This window comes from Brevundimonas sp., assembly GCF_965227765.1.
In the GTDB taxonomy this organism is placed as follows: Bacteria; Pseudomonadota; Alphaproteobacteria; order Caulobacterales; family Caulobacteraceae; genus Brevundimonas.
In genome coordinates this window covers 1032252-1046917 of the sequence record NZ_OZ245778.1, presented here as the reverse complement: position 1 = coordinate 1046917, position 14666 = coordinate 1032252, and the positions used below count along the sequence as shown (strand labels likewise).

Annotated in this window: 14 protein-coding genes; 12 read left to right on the top strand and 2 right to left on the bottom strand. The window is 67.2% G+C overall.

The annotated features are described in order from the left end of the window. Positions 1-114 precede the first annotated feature (114 nt). From ACO05L_RS05050 to ACO05L_RS05005, 10 genes are all read left to right on the top strand, one after another. Positions 115-1458: an LLM class flavin-dependent oxidoreductase gene (locus tag ACO05L_RS05050; RefSeq protein ID WP_421731080.1), complete on the top strand. Its 1344-nt coding sequence runs from the start codon at positions 115-117 to the stop codon at positions 1456-1458. Beyond that, on the top strand, positions 1455-2492 hold the full coding sequence (locus tag ACO05L_RS05045; protein ID WP_421731079.1) for a quinone oxidoreductase family protein: 1038 nt from the start codon (positions 1455-1457) through the stop codon (positions 2490-2492). The genes ACO05L_RS05050 and ACO05L_RS05045 overlap by 4 nt, the downstream gene beginning before the upstream one ends. After that, positions 2489-3295 (top strand): hypothetical protein, encoded by an 807-nt coding sequence (locus ACO05L_RS05040; RefSeq protein WP_421731078.1) that lies wholly within the window; start codon positions 2489-2491, stop codon positions 3293-3295. The genes ACO05L_RS05045 and ACO05L_RS05040 overlap by 4 nt, the downstream gene beginning before the upstream one ends. Continuing rightward, the gene (locus tag ACO05L_RS05035) at positions 3292-4146 is read left to right on the top strand and encodes an isocitrate lyase/PEP mutase family protein (protein ID WP_421731077.1); all 855 of its coding nucleotides are present in this window, start codon (positions 3292-3294) and stop codon (positions 4144-4146) included. Before ACO05L_RS05040 ends, ACO05L_RS05035 begins: the two co-directional genes overlap by 4 nt. Continuing rightward, positions 4143-5768 carry a class I adenylate-forming enzyme family protein gene (locus ACO05L_RS05030; RefSeq protein ID WP_421731076.1) on the top strand — a complete coding sequence of 542 codons (1626 nt, stop codon included), beginning with the start codon at positions 4143-4145 and terminating at the stop codon, positions 5766-5768. The genes ACO05L_RS05035 and ACO05L_RS05030 overlap by 4 nt, the downstream gene beginning before the upstream one ends. A 4-nt stretch (positions 5769-5772) precedes the next feature. Beyond that, complete coding sequence (locus ACO05L_RS05025; protein ID WP_421731075.1) at positions 5773-6954, top strand: thiolase family protein; 1182 nt, start codon at positions 5773-5775, stop codon at positions 6952-6954. A gap of 8 nt (positions 6955-6962) precedes the next feature. Continuing rightward, the gene (locus tag ACO05L_RS05020) at positions 6963-7367 is read left to right on the top strand and encodes a Zn-ribbon domain-containing OB-fold protein (protein WP_421731074.1); all 405 of its coding nucleotides are present in this window, start codon (positions 6963-6965) and stop codon (positions 7365-7367) included. Next, positions 7367-8218: an FAS1-like dehydratase domain-containing protein gene (locus ACO05L_RS05015; RefSeq protein ID WP_421731073.1), complete on the top strand. Its 852-nt coding sequence runs from the start codon at positions 7367-7369 to the stop codon at positions 8216-8218. Before ACO05L_RS05020 ends, ACO05L_RS05015 begins: the two co-directional genes overlap by 1 nt. Then, complete coding sequence (locus ACO05L_RS05010) at positions 8215-9039, top strand: HpcH/HpaI aldolase/citrate lyase family protein (RefSeq protein ID WP_421731072.1); 825 nt, start codon at positions 8215-8217, stop codon at positions 9037-9039. The genes ACO05L_RS05015 and ACO05L_RS05010 overlap by 4 nt, the downstream gene beginning before the upstream one ends. Positions 9040-9171: 132 nt before the next feature. Then, entirely contained in the window at positions 9172-10131 is a 960-nt protein-coding gene (locus ACO05L_RS05005) for a phytanoyl-CoA dioxygenase family protein (RefSeq protein WP_421731071.1), read from the top strand. A gap of 1 nt (position 10132) precedes the next feature. Here ACO05L_RS05005 and ACO05L_RS05000 read toward each other — a convergent pair whose 3' ends face one another. Beyond that, positions 10133-11164, bottom strand: a complete 1032-nt coding sequence (locus tag ACO05L_RS05000; protein ID WP_421731070.1) for an alpha-hydroxy acid oxidase — start codon at positions 11162-11164, stop codon at positions 10133-10135. A gap of 139 nt (positions 11165-11303) precedes the next feature. Between ACO05L_RS05000 and ACO05L_RS04995 the strand changes: the two genes are divergently transcribed. Continuing rightward, complete coding sequence (locus tag ACO05L_RS04995) at positions 11304-12482, top strand: acyl-CoA dehydrogenase family protein (RefSeq protein WP_421731069.1); 1179 nt, start codon at positions 11304-11306, stop codon at positions 12480-12482. A gap of 92 nt (positions 12483-12574) precedes the next feature. Here the strand turns inward: ACO05L_RS04995 and ACO05L_RS04990 are convergent, their stop codons facing one another. After that, a complete protein-coding gene (locus ACO05L_RS04990) occupies positions 12575-13924 on the bottom strand; it encodes an MmgE/PrpD family protein (RefSeq protein ID WP_421731068.1) in 1350 nt (449 codons plus the stop codon). Between the two features lie 240 nt (positions 13925-14164). Between ACO05L_RS04990 and ACO05L_RS04985 the strand changes: the two genes are divergently transcribed. Further along, positions 14165-14659 carry an aromatic-ring-hydroxylating dioxygenase subunit beta gene (locus ACO05L_RS04985; RefSeq protein WP_421731067.1) on the top strand — a complete coding sequence of 165 codons (495 nt, stop codon included), beginning with the start codon at positions 14165-14167 and terminating at the stop codon, positions 14657-14659. The last annotated feature ends 7 nt before the right edge of the window (positions 14660-14666 follow it).

Below are 14666 nucleotides of genomic sequence, written 5' to 3'. Positions count from 1 at the left end.
TGCCTGACCCTCAAAGTGTCGACACATTTGACGGGTGCGCAGCCTGAAGCTCAATGTCTCCTCCAACCTGCCGGCAGTCTACGCTCGGCAGGACAAGTCTCTGGAGGAGCGCCCATGCTGAAGCTTTCCGTGTTCATGTCGCCGACTGGCGGCCATGTCGCCGGGTGGCGCCTTCCTGACGCAAGCATAGACGCTGGCCTCCGCTTCGAGCCCTGGGTCGAATTCGCCCAGTTGGCCGAGCGCGGCAAGTTCGACATGCTGTTCCTGGCCGACGGCAACGGCGTCAACGGCATCACCACGCCCGACCTGTTGTCGCGCAACCCGACCCTGCGCCCCTCGGTGTTCGAGCCCATCACCCTGCTGTCGGCCCTGGCCACCCACACCAAACACATCGGTCTGGTTGCGACCGCCACCACCACCTACGACGAGCCTTACAGCATCGCCCGTCGCTATGGCTCGCTGGACCGCCTGTCCAACGGACGCGCCGGCTGGAACGTGGTGACCAGCTCCAACCCCGAAGACGCCCTGAACTTCAGCCACGATTCCCACGCAGGCTGGTCCGAACGCTATGAGCGCGCCGCCGAGTTCATCGACGTGACGCGCGGCCTCTGGGACAGCTGGGCCGACGATGCCTTCGTGCTGAACAAGGAAAGCGGTCAGTTCCTCGACGCCTCGCGGGTCAAGCTGCTGGAGCACAAGGGCAAGAATTTCTCGGTGCGAGGTCCGCTGAACATGGCCCGCCCGCCCCAGGGCCATCCCGTCGTCGTCCTGGCCGGCGGATCGGAATCGGCCAAGGAATTAGCGGCTCGCAGCGCCGACGTCGTTTTCACCGTCAACGAGACCAAGGAAGAGGCGCAGGCCTTCTATGCCGACGTGAAGGGGCGTCTGGCGAAATACGGCCGCTCGCCGGAATCGCTCGTCGTCCTGCCCGGCGCCGCCGTGTTTACCGGCGCGACCACCGCCGAGGCGGAGGCTCTCTACAGCGAGTTGCAGGACCTGATCCCCGAAGAGATCGGCGTCGCCCTGCTGTCGAAACTGTTGTCGTTCGATCTGTCCGGCTATCCGATCGACGGCCCGATCCCCAAAATCGAAGGCGAGGTGTCCGGCATCACCGCCTTCCGCGATATGTTGATCCGCAACTCGGAACGCGACGGGCTGAGCATTCGCCAGACCTATCAGAAGGTCCTGCCGGCGCGCGGCCACTTCGTCATCATCGGCGACGCCGCCCATGTCGCCGACCAGATGCAGGACTGGTACGAGAGCAAGGCCTGCGACGGCTTCAATGTCATCGCCCCCTATCTGCCCGGCGGCCTGGCCGCCTTCGTCGATCACGTCGTCCCCGAACTTCAGAACCGCGGCCTGTTCCGCCGCGAATACGAAGGCGAAACCCTGCGCGACAGCCTGGGTCTGGCCCATGTCCCCAACGCCCGGTTCGACACGGCGCGGCAGGACTCGTGACCCTTCCCGTCACCATGCAGGCGGCTGTCCTGGCCGGGCCGGGCGACGCCGACGCCTTCACCCTGCAGACCGTGCCGACACCCCAGCCCGGCCCCGGCGACGTGCTGGTCAGGGTTCGGGCCTGCGGCGTTTCCTATCGCGACATCGTCGAACGCAACGGGACCTATCGCCGCGACGTGGTCTTTCCGCTGATCATCGGCCTGGAGATCGCCGGCGAGGTGGCGGCCCTGGGCGAAGGCGTCAGTGACCTGAAGGTCGGCGACCGGGTCTGCTCCAAGGCCTTCTCGGCCTGCGGCCAGTGCAAATACTGCCGCTCGGGTCGCGAGACGACCTGCCGCCGTCGCCAGCCGACGCGCGGAGGATACGCCGAGTACTGCTGCCTGCCCCAGGACGTCTGGGTGCGGACGCCGGACGACATGCCGTTCGAGACCAGCTGCGCCCTGGGTCCGGGCGCAGGCGTCGCCCTGAACGCCGTACGCGATACCGCGCACGTTCAGTTGGGCGACACCGTCCTGGTGACCGGAGCGACCGGCGGCGTCGGCCTGCCCGCCGTGCAGATCGCCCGCCTGGCGGGGGCCCGCGTCATCGCCCTGACGCGGAGCGAGGACAAACGCGAGGCGCTCATGACCGCCGGAGCCCATGAGGTCGTGGTCATGGCGGCGGACGGAGGCTTCGCCCGCGCGGTCAAGGCCCTGACCGATGGTGAAGGCGCCGACGTCATCATCGACACCGTGGGCAGCCGCGTCTGGAACGAGGGCTACGACAGCCTGGCCCTCCACGGCCGATACGCCTTCGTCGGCCAACTCTTCGGCGAGGACATCTCGATCAATCCGGCCCGGATCTTCTTCAAACGCGCCCAACTTCTCGGCGTCGGCAGCGTCAGTCGCGCCCAGCTTGCCGACGTGATCGCCATGACGGCGTCTGGCGGGCTGAAGCCTCTCGTCGGCAAAATCCTGCCGCTGGCGGAGGTCGCCGAGGCCCATCGTCTGGTTGAAAAGGCGGCCGTCATCGGTCGCGTAGTGGTGACCCCATGAGCGAAGTGAAAATCGAATCCCCCCTCGACGCGGAACAGCGCGACCGCCTGATCGCCATCTATTCGGCGGTTGTCGACAAGATGAAGGAGGTGGTGCGCGAGTTCACCATCACGCAGGACGAGATCCATATCGCCGGCGACTATCTGAACCGGCTGGGCCAGTCGGGCTTCTGCCGCAGCCTGCTCGACGTCAATCTGGCGATGACCAGCGTGGACGCCACAGGCAAGGCCGACGGCGGCACCCGGCCCAACCTGGAAGGCCCCTTCCATCGGCCGCATCCGATGCGTCCCAACGGTCAGCTGATCGACCAGTCCATGCCCGACCATCACCCGCGCCTGGCGCTGTCCGGCCGGGTCACCCTGTCAGATCGCACCATGCCCGTCGCCGGAGTGATCCTAGATTTCTGGCAGGCCGACAACGAGGGTCACTACGACCACGAGGGCTATAACCTGTGCGGTCGGGTCATGACCGATCAGGATGGTCGCTACCGGATCGAGACGGTCGTGCCGCGCGACTATTCCGACCACGACAACGACCCGATCGGCGAGCTGTTCCGCGCCATGGGACGCCACAACAGGCGCGCGGCGCACATTCACCTCAAGGCTGTCCGCGATGACGAGGAGTTGCTGACGACCCAGTTGTTCTTCCCCGGTTCGCCCTATCTGGACAGCGACTATGTCGAGGGGGCGGTGAGCGAGGATCTGCAGGTCGACCTGCGCGAAACCGCGTTTTCGCGACCGGACGCCCTGGCCTATGAGGCCGAGTTCGACATCGCCCTGCCGCATAGGGCGCGCGTCGCATGACACCCGGCGCCGCGCTTCGCCGCCGCCTGACTGACGGCGCCTGCCTGCCGGCGCCGGGTGTTCACGACGGCCTTAGCGCGCGCATAGCAGAGGCAGCAGGCGCTAAGGCCCTGTATCTGGGCGGTAACGCTCTGGGCCTGTGCCTAGGCAAGGGCCAGCCCTTCGTCACCGCGACCGAAACCGCCGACGCCCTGGCGAGGATCAACCGCGCCGTGGCCGCCCCCGTCATCGTCGACATGGGCGCAGGCTTCGGCGACGCCCCACATGTCCACTTCACGGTGCGTGATATCGAGGCGGCGGGCGCCGCCGCCATCCATATCGACGACCAGCCCTATCCCAAGCCGGCCGGCTATCATCGCGGACAGGGCCGACTGGACACGCCAGAGCGGACGGCGGCCAAGCTGGCCGTTGCGGCGCGCGCCCGACGCTCGCCCGACATGATGGTCATCGCCCGCACCGACGCCCTGAGGGTCACCGGCTCACTGGACGATGCGATCGCCAGAGGCCGCGCCTTCCTACAGGCGGGCGCCGAGGCGCTGATGATCTTGGACCTGACGCCTGCGCACGCCGCAACGGTGCGCGCCGCCCTGCCCGGCGTGCCCCTGGTCTGGATCGGCGGCGTCGTGGCTCCCATCCCTTCACTCAAAGAGCTGACGGCGGCCGGGTTCGCCCTGGCCCTCTACCCCTTCAACGGGATTGCCGCCGTGACGACCGGTCTGACCGACCTGTGGAGCGGGCTGATGGCTTCGGGCCAGATCGCCCAATCCCCCGAACTGCTGCAACGCGCCCGCGTGGACACCGTCAAGGTCGTGGACCTGGCGACCGCCTGGGCCATCGAGGACGCTCAATGACACTCCCCTCGCTTCAGGGTCCCCGGGGCCGGACCCTGGCCCAGGTCCTCGCCGAAAAGGCGGCCGCCAATCCGTCCAGCGACGCGCTATTCCATGACGATCGTCGCTGGAGTTACAGCGAACTTCTGCAACGCTCGCAGGACGTGGCCAAGGCCTTCCTGGCCCAGGGCGTTCGACCAGGCGACCGGATCGGCGTCCTGCTGGGCAACGATCCGAACTGGCTGCTGACCTGCCTGGGCGCCTCAATGGTAGGGGCGGTCTTCGTGCCGCTAAACACCTGGTACAAGTCCGGCGAACTGGCCTGGACCATCCGTCACTGCGGCCTGTCTCTGATCGTTTCGGCCTCGCATTTCATCAAGACCGACTACACCCGGCTGTTCGGCGAATTGATGCCGGATTTCGCCGCCAGCGGCCGCCTGCCGGACAACGAACTGCCCAGCCTGCGGACCCTGGTCTTCATGGACCGCGCGCCGGCCGGAACCCTGGACTGGGCCGGCTTCCTCAAGGCGGGCGCTGCGATCTCGTCAGATGCGCTGGCCGCCGCGACAGCCGCCGTGTCGCCCGACAGCGCCGCATTCGTCCTCTACACCTCGGGCAGCACAGCTGATCCCAAGGGGGTGCTGCTGAACCACCGAGGCGTGGTCGAGAACGGCTTCCAGCTGGGCCGCCGCCGTGACATCCTGGCCGAGGATCGGGTTTGGCTGGGCTCGCCCCTCTTCTATGGTCTGGGCGCCACCAATGCTCTGCCCGCCACCCTGACGGCCGGCGCCGCCCTGGTGCTGCAGGGTCATTTCGAGGCGGGATCGGCGATCGAAACCATCGAACGCACCCGCGCCACGGTCTTCTACGGCACCGGCAACATGACGCGCGGAATGCTGGATCACCCCGACTACGCCCGCCGCCGCGTGGGTTCGCTGCAGAAGGGCAACGCCGGGACCGTCGCCGAATACAAGCGGCTGACCCTGGTCGAGATGGGCATCTCGCGCGCCGTTCCCGCCTATGGCCTGACCGAGACCTATGGCAACGCAACGGTCGGGGATGCGGACGACGATCTGGAGGTCAAGGTCGCGACCAACGGCCGTCCCCTGCCCGGCATGGAGATGATCATCGTCGACCCGACCAGCGGCGCGCGCCTGGCTCAGGGCGAGATCGGCCTGGTCCTCATTCGCGGCCATACCACGCCCGGCTATCTGAACAACGCCGAAGAGACGGCCAAGGCCCTGCGGCCGGACGGCTTCTTCGACACCGGCGATTTGGGCTCGTTCGACGCGGAGGGTCGTTTTATCTTCCACTCGCGGCTCAAGGAAGTGCTGAAGAGCGGCGGCATCAACGTCTCTCCGCTGGAGGTCGAGCAGCTTCTCGCCGCCCACCCGGACGTGCGCGACGCCTATGTCGTCGGGGTCAGCGATCCCGTTCAGGGCGAGAAGATCGTCGCATTCGTCGACGTCGCAGCCTCGGTCAGCGAGGACGCACTCAAGGCCTACGTCAAGGAGCGGGCGGCCGCGTTCAAGACTCCGCACCACATCCTGTTCCGCTCCGAATCTCAGCTGCCGAGGCTGGCCAGCGGCAAGGTGGCCAAATACCGTCTGGCCGAAGACGCCAAACGCGAACTGGGCTTGTGAACCGATGAAGAGCCTGTCCGGCGCAGCCGCCATCACCGGGATCGGAGCCAGCCGCTTCGAGCGCCGACCGGGCGATTCCGTGTTGCAGATGGCGGGCGAGGCGCTCGACGCCGCCCTGTTGGACGCTGGTCTCGACAAGGGGGCGATCGACGGGCTGATCGTGCAGATCGGCTCGCCCCGCGGCGCGGACTATGATTCCGTGGCCCAGACATTCGGCCTGTCGCCGACCTTCTGCAGCCAGACCTGGTCGCATGGCCGATTCACCGCCACCGTCCTGACCCATGCGGCGATGGCCGTGGCCTCGGGCATGGCGACGCGGGTCGCCTGTCTGCTGGCAATGAAGAACTCCGACATCGGCCGCATCGGCGAGGCCGACAATCCCTTCTTCCACGAACAGTTCCGTGAGGGCGGCGGCCCCCACGGCGAGGAGGGCCAGATCGGCATGGCCTCCCCCGTCGCCGGCGCGGCCATGGCCCTGGACCTCTATTGCAATCGATACCGGGTTGACCGGGAGCTGCTGGGCGCCGTGCCCCTGACCTTCCGCAAACACGCCGCCCTGAACCCGGAAGCCGTGGCCCGCGAGCCGCTGACGGCGGACGCCTATGCCAACGCTCGCCCGATCATCGACCCGATCCGGCTTTACGACTGCTCGCTGGTCGGCGACGGCGCCGTCTGCGTCATCGTCAGCGCGAAACACGTCGTGGCCCCGTCGGACCGACCCGTCTGGATCACAGGCGCGCAAGGGATCGAGGCCGGGCGCGAGACCTTCATCTTCGCGCCCCGCGGTCTAGGCGTTGCCCAGCAGTCTACGCGCCGCCTGACCCGGGCCGAAAGTCTGGCCCGGCCGATATGGGCCCAGTCGGGACTGACGCCGGACACGGTCGATGTGCTGGGCGTCTATGACTCGTTTTCGCCCCTGGCGGTCTATGCGCTGGAGGATTTCGGCTTCTGCGACGCCGGCGACGGCCTGAACTGGATCCAGGACGGGCGGATCGGCCTGGGAGGGGCGACCCCCACCAATACCAACGGCGGCCAGCTGTCCCACGCCCAGGTCAACGGCTGGGGCCAGGTGCGCGAACTGGTTCTCCAGCTCAGGGGTGAGGCGGGCGAACGTCAGGTGGCGAACGCCAGACGCGGCCTGTGGGCCACGGTCGGCGGCGACGCCCTGGCCCTGGAACGGGATTGATCGCGACCATGGAAACCGTCGAAGCCATCACCAACAGCCTATGGGCGCCGTTCCATGACGGCGCCGCAGCCGACCGCCTGATGCTGCCGCACTGCGTCGAAACCGATCGCGCCTTCTGGCCCCCCAGTCCAACCAGCCCCTATGTCACCCACGGCGCGATGGACTGGCGTGCCGTCGAGGGCCAAGGGGTGCTGGTCGCGCGGGTCACCTATCGCCGGGGATTCCAGAAGGCTTTCGCCGACCTGCTGCCCTATGGCGTGGCCCTGGTCGAATTCCAGGGCGGGGTCCGCTTACAGGCGCATATCTCGGCGCCCGACGCCCAGGACGGCCCGGTCGCCGGGGCGGCGGTTCGCGTAGGCTTCCGCTCACTGATCGAAGGCGCACACCCCGTTCTGGTCCTGGTGCAAGACTGATGAGCGAGAGACAGAATACCGCAGATTGGGCCGACTGGATCGGGCGCGAGCGGGTCCAGCACGAGACCCTCGACCCCGCCCGCAGCCAGGCCCTAAGCACGGCGTTGGGCCTGCCGCCATCGCAAGACGAGTTGCCGCATCTGCATCACTGGCTGCATTTCTGGGAGGTTCCCGGTCCCGATCGCGTCGGCGTGGATGGCCATCCCCAGCGCGGTGACTTCCTGCCGCCCATCGCCCTGCCGCGTCGGATGTGGGCCGGCGGACGTCTGACATTCCATGCGCCGATCCGGTTCGGACAGAGGCTGGAGCGGCGCTCTACCATCATCTCCGTCCAGCCCAAGTCCGGTCGGTCCGGCGAGATGGTGTTCGTCACCGTCCGCCACCGCCTGTTGACCGAGGACGGCCTGGCCATCGAGGAGGAGCAGGACCTGGTGTTCCGCGAGGCCGCCACCGGGCCAGCCCCACCGGCCGCCGCCGATATCTTGGATCAGCCCGATCCGACCTGGCGCCGCAGTCTGGTGGTCGATCCGGTGCTGCTGTTCCGCTTTTCCGCCCTGACCATGAATGGTCACCGCATCCACTACGACCAGCCCTACGCCACGCGCGTCGAACACTATCCCGGTCTGGTGGTGCACGGCCCGCTTCAGGCCATACTGATGCTGAGCGACGCCGAGGCCCGGATCGGGCGGGGCGCGAGCGGGTTCGGCTTTCGCGGCCTGTCGCCAGCGGACGATTTGGCCCCCCTCGACATCTGCGGCGAAGCCGTCGGCGAGACGGCGCAATACTGGATCGCCCAACAGGGACGCCGCACCATGTCCGCGACAGTCGACTGGACCGGAGACGCCCGATGACGATGCTGCCCCAATCCTGGCTGTTCGTGCCCGGCTCTCGCCCCGACCGCTTCGCCAAGGCGGCGAACAGCGGCGCCGGGGCTGTCATCCTGGATCTGGAAGACGCCGTCGCCGAGGCCGACAAAGAGACGGCGCGCGATCATGTGTTGCAGGGGCTCGTGGCCCTCGTTGGTGAATCCGCGTTGCGCGCCGTGCGGATCAACCCCCTGACGCGGGCCGTCGGTCTGCTCGACCTGGCCGCAATCGCGGGGTCGGCCACGTCGCCGGACTTCGTCGTCATCCCCAAGGTGGAACATCCCGAACAGGTGCGGTTGGCGGCGGCGGTCCTGTCTGAAGCCAAGGGTTTGGTCGGACTGATCGCCCTGATCGAATCCGCTGCGGGCCTGGCGCGTGTCGCCGAGATCGGCCTCGCAGATCCGGCCCTGCGCGGCCTGATGTTCGGAGCCGCCGACTATGCCGCCGACATGGGCCAGACCGTCGGCGCCTTCGACGACCGCATCGCCCGCAGCCTGGTCGCTAACGGAGCGGCCCTGGGCGGCGTCATCGCCATCGACTCGCCCTGGTTCGACATGGACGACTTGACCGGGCTGGAGGCCGGCTGCGTCCAGGCACGCCAGATGGGGTTCTCGGCCAAGGCGGCAATTCATCCCAAACACCTGCAAGCCATCCACGCCCATTTCGGATGGAGCGATGAAGAGCGCGAAAGGGCTGGCAGGATTCTGACCGCAGCCCCCGACGGAGTCGGCGTGCTGGATGGGCGCATGGTCGACCGGGCCATGGTGCGGTGGGCGCAACGGGTGGCGAGGCAGTTCGAGGCCTGACTTCGACAGAGAAGGCATCGCCCATGCAATCTGTCGACCCCGGGCCGCCGCTCGCATGGTTCTGCCCATCTTGCCCGCCTAGACTTCCAATCCAGCCACGCCGTGCCCCGACGAATGAGACGGATTGAGACCATGACCACGCGCGCTACCCCCCCCCATACCTCGCCGATGACGCCGTCGAACCCGCTGCTCGCCGACCATGCGGCTCTGGATCGCGTATGGGAACGCGACGGCTTCTGGTTCTTCAAGAACGTGCTCGACAAGGATGCGGTCGCCCGGATGCGGCGGACCTTCATCGACGAACTGGTGAAGCGAGGCGTGGTCGACGCCGGGCAGGACGATCCGGTCTGGAACGGCAAGGACCTGAGCGACTTTCCCGTCAAGTTCGAACCCCTGCACGACAAGCGCGTCTGGCAGGATTTCGTCGCCGAACCCGCCATCAACGCCTTCTTCGAGAACCTTCTGGACGGACCCGTCTTCTGGGTTCCGATCGTGGAATATCGCATCACCCCGCCAACCCAGAAATTCTGGCCGGACCAGTGGATCGGCCGACATCAGGACGGATTCTCCAACGAGGGCATCGCCTTCCGCACCTGCTGGGTGCCGCTGATGGACATCGGCGCAGAGGAAGGCGGCCTGGCCATGACCTCGGGCTATCACACGCGCGGCTATCTGCACGACGCCGACGACGCGCCTCAGTATCCCATTCCGCGTGATGCGATCGACGACGACGCCTGGCTGCGATCGGATTATGAGCCGGGCGATCTGGTCATGTTCAGCACGCAGATTCCGCACGCCGGGATGCCCAACTATTCGAACCGTTTCCGCATGTCGCTGGACATCCGCATCATGCCGGTGGCGGGCGACCTGCCCCTGGTCGGCACGGTTCACGACATCCAGCCCGACAGCGTCGTGATCGACAATCACGACGGGCGGCGCGTGACCCTGCGCCTGAACGATGACAGCTATTGCCGAGGCGTCGCAGGTCGTCGCATCCCGACGGCTGAGATGTTCCAGCATCTATCGCCCGGCGACCTGGCCATGGCCTCCCAGAAGGACGGTCAAGCCATCCTCCTGCGGCCTCAGCGATAGATCAGCCGATCAGATCGGCGCCGATGTCGGACAGGCGGGCGGCGCCGCACAGAGCCATGGCTCGCTTCAGATCGGCGCGAAGCGACTGGATGACAGTCTCGACGCCCGCCGCCCCGGCGACGGCCAGACCATAGGTCACCGGCCGCCCGACCAGCACCGCCCGCGCCCCCAGGGCCAGGGCGCGGACCACGCTGGCGCCATCACGGATTCCGCCGTCGACATAGACCTCGACCTTACCGCCCACGGCGTCCACTACGGCTGGAAGGGCGCGCACCGAGGGGATGGCTCCGGCCAGTTGGGCGTCGCCGTGGTTGGAGACGATAAGTCCCGCCGCCCCGGCCTCGACGCAAATCCGGGCGTCGTCCCCGCGTAGCACGCCCTTAACCACCACGGGCAGAGGCGACCGGCGGACGAGGCGTTCGAGATCGGCGATCCCGGCCGCGGCATAAAGGGGCGCAGCGCCATCCGCCGCGAGCTCAGGTTCCCACTCGGGCCGGTGCAGCGCGGGCAGGCCCTGGGCGCTGGGACGGCCAGGAACCAGATCGACGGTCGCCACGATGGCGTGACATCCCGCCTCAACGGCGCGTTCGACAAAGCGGGCGACCTGCGCCTCCTCCGTCGCCAGATAGACCTGGCTCCACAACAGGGTCGGCGACGCCGACGCCGACAGAGCCTTCAGGGCGTGGCCCGCGCTGCTGCCAATGACAACCCCGACGCCGGCGTTCTGAGCGCCCGTCATGACCGCGCGCTCACCATCAGGGTGATAGCGGGTGGCGCGTCCGTTCGGCGCCGTAAGGATTGGAGCCTCAAGCCTGCGCCCCAGGACCGTGACGGATGTGTCGACCTCGCCCACGCCGCGCAGGATGCGGGGCCGCAGATCCATCGCCGCCCAGGCCGCCAGGTTGCGATCGACCTGACCCCCGTCTGCGCGCCGTTCCAGATAGGCCCAAACGCCGGGGTCCAGCGCCGCACGGGCGAGATTGCGGGCTCCGACGGGATCGGCGAGATCCCATTCCGTCTTCGAACTGTCCATGTTCCGACTGTGCGGCAGCGAGGTCGGCGAAGGCAGGGGGACACCGGACCCATCGCGGTTGCGAACAGTCTGCGCCAATACGGGCGGCGAGGCTGGAACCGCATATGATGCCGACAGGATCGCAGGAGACGTGCTCGAAATGAACCCAGCCGCCATCAACGCCGTCGACACGCCGGAACTGGCCGAGATCCGGCAGGCCGTGCGGTCCCTGTGCGAGACCTTCCCCGACGACTACTGGCGCCAGGTCGACCGGGAACGGAAGTATCCGACGGAGTTCGTGACCGCCCTGACCGAGGCCGGCTTCCTGGCGGCCCTCATCCCAGAGGAATACGGCGGCAGCGGCCTGAAGCTGCGCGCGGCGGCGGTCATTCTGGAAGAGGTTCAGGCGGCCGGCGGCAACGGCTCCGCCTGTCACGCCCAGATGTACATCATGAACACCGTGTTGCGGCACGGCAGCGCCGAACAGAAGGCCCGCTATCTGCCGCGCATCGCTTCTGGCGAACTGCGTCTCCAGGCATTCGGCGTGACAGAGCCTACGTCGGGCACGGACACGCTGAGCCTGCGCACCACGGCGGTTCGCGACGGTGACCGCTACATCGTCAACGGCCAGAAAATCTGGACCTCGCGCGCCGAACATTCCGACCTGATGCTGCTTCTGGCTCGGACCACGCCGCGAGACCAGGTCGCCAAGAAGACCGAGGGCCTGTCGATCTTCCTGGTCGACATGCAAGAGGCGGTCGGGAACGGCCTGACCATCCGCCCCATCCGCACCATGATGAACCACGCCACGACCGAGGTCTTCTTTGACCAGATGTCTGTGCCGGCGGCCAACCTGATCGGAGAGGAGGGGATGGGCTTCCGCTACATCCTGTCGGGCATGAACGCCGAGCGCATCCTGATCGCCGCCGAGTGCGTCGGAGACGCCAAATGGTTCGTGCGCAAGGCCGCCGACTATGCCGGGGAACGCACCCTGTTCGGACGGCCTATCGGCCAGAACCAGGGCGTGCAGTTCCCCATCTCGCGCGCCTATGTCCAGATGCGGGCGGCCGAGTTGATGGTTCGCGAGGCGACCGATGTGTATGAGGGCGGCGGCAATGCCGGCGCCGAGGCCAACATGGCCAAGATGCTGGCGGCGGACGCCTCCTGGGCGGCTGCGGACACCTGTGTCCAGACCTTCGGCGGCTTCGGCTTCGCCGAGGAGTATGATGTCGAGCGCAAGTTCCGCGAGACGCGCCTGTATCAGGTGGCGCCGATCTCGACCAACATGATCCTGTCCTACGTCGCCGAACACGTCCTGGGTCTGCCGCGCTCCTACTGAGCCGCGCCGGGGCCGACACGACGGCATGGAAAAACGCCGCGCTCCAATCGAGGAGCGCGGCGTTTGCTTGAGCGATCCGCTCTTTAGAACGGTCAGGCGTGACCCGAGAACAGAGGCATCAACTCGCGGACGTCATCCAGAGTCTCCAGTCGCGCCAACAGGTCCAACGCAGGCTGGGCCGTGCCGGGACGCATCACCGGACCGGCGGTGCGCAGGAACCGGGCGACCAGTTCCTCACGCGACAGGGGATTGATGGGATCGCCACGCGCGCTGCGGCATTCGCGCTCCAGCGTGCGGCCGTCACGCAGGGTGATGGCCAGGGTATTCTTCTCGCCCAGTTGGGCCGTGCCCCAGTCGTCGTGCACCGTCATCACCACCTTGTCGCGATGGCGGGTCAGGCGCTCGTCCCTGACTTTCTCGTCGGTGAAGGTGTCGACCGACAGGGTCTCGCCACAGATGGCGGCGGTGACGATATGTGGCAGGCTGAAACGCGCCTCCTCGGCATTGCGCGGATCGGGGTATTTCAGGATTTGCGGGAAGGTGCGGTTGACCCCGACCTCGACCCGAACGATGTCGTCGGCCGTCAGGCTGTGCTCGGCGACGAGGTCCAGCAGGCCGTCGATGATCCGTTGCGTCAGGTAGCAGCAGGGATACTTCTTCATCCCGATCGACATGATGCGGAAATCATCGCCGCGGCCCAGGTCGAACTCGATCTCCGGCTGGCCGGCGATGGCGTCCCAGAAGCCCGCGCGACCTTCCATGATGGTGGGGTTTCCGGTCAGGCCGCGCTCGGCCAGCTCTGCCGCCATCAGGCCGTTGCGGCCGGCGAAGCCGGGCTCGACGACGTGGGCGCCTGCCCCAGTCTGACGGTTCAGGCCCGCGCCGAACGAGGCCGCCACGGCGATGGCCTCGCCCATGGTCTTGCGGTCGTGGCCCTTGAGCCTGGAGGCCGCCGCAGCGACCCCGACCGTGCCCAGAAGCGCGCCGGTCAGCCAGCCGCGCGCGACCCCGCCCGCGTCAGCCAGGACCACGCCGGGTCGCGAGGCGATCTCGAAGCCGACGGCCAGGGCCTCAATGACCTCACGACCCGACGAACCGAAGGCCTCGCCCATCGAAAAGACGGCGGGAAACAGGAAGCAGCTGTAGGTGGCGTCCGGCCACGCCACGTCCTCAAGCTCCGTGCAGTGCGAGGCCGTATTGTTCAGCGCCGCCGCCCATTCGACCGGCATCCGCAGGTCTGAACCGATCACGGTCGCTTCCTGCGGCCCGCCCTTGCTAGCGGCATAGTCGGTCATCAGGCCCGTCACCTTCATGCGGGCGCCCTGCACGGCCGAGCCGAAGGCGCTGATGCTCAGGTCCTTGGTCCGCTCGACGACGGCCGGACTAATGTCCTGAAAGCCGATAGCGAAGGCGTAATCGGCGAGGTCCTGGGTGGTCTTCATCGGATTTCCTGGCATGGGCGCCGTACAGGGGTCGGCGGCGTCTCGGTGCCAAAGAGTCTACACCACGCAGGCTCCGCGATCCGCTGTGCGGCGGGCCGAAACCGACACAACGCGGATGCGATGGGTTATCATCATAGACTGCCCCTGTTGACGAGAGGTGACTGGGGCTCGCAAGGTGTCGACAGTTTAGGGCGCCAAAGAGTGTCCGCCGTCGCCTTTCGCGACAGGGAGTTCAGACGGGTGTCACACCAGCCGACCATTGGCCAAGCCATCACTCGCGGCGAGTTGCGGGACCTCTACGACGACTACGCCTGCGCCCTGGACGCCATGCGACTGGACGACTGGGCCGCCTTCTTCATCGAGGAAGCGCGCTATCGCGTCATGGGCCGCGAGACCCATGACCAGGGCCTGAGCCACGCCACCATCTATTGCGACAGCGGCGCCATGATCCGGGATCGGGCCGCCGCCATCCGCGAGACCGCAGTCTTCGAGCCCCGCTATCAGCGTCACCTGATCAGCGGCGTGCAGATCACCGCACAGGCCCAGAATGGCGTTGAGGCGCGGGCCAACTTCCTGATCGTCGAAAGCATGTTCAACGCAGAGACCCGCATCCTTCTGGCCGGTGAATATATCGACACGGTCGTTCGCCAGGCCGACGGCCAGCTGAAGTTCGCAGACCGGCTTGCGGTCTATGACAGCTACCGCATCCCGACGACCCTGATCCTGCCGGTCTGACCAGAGG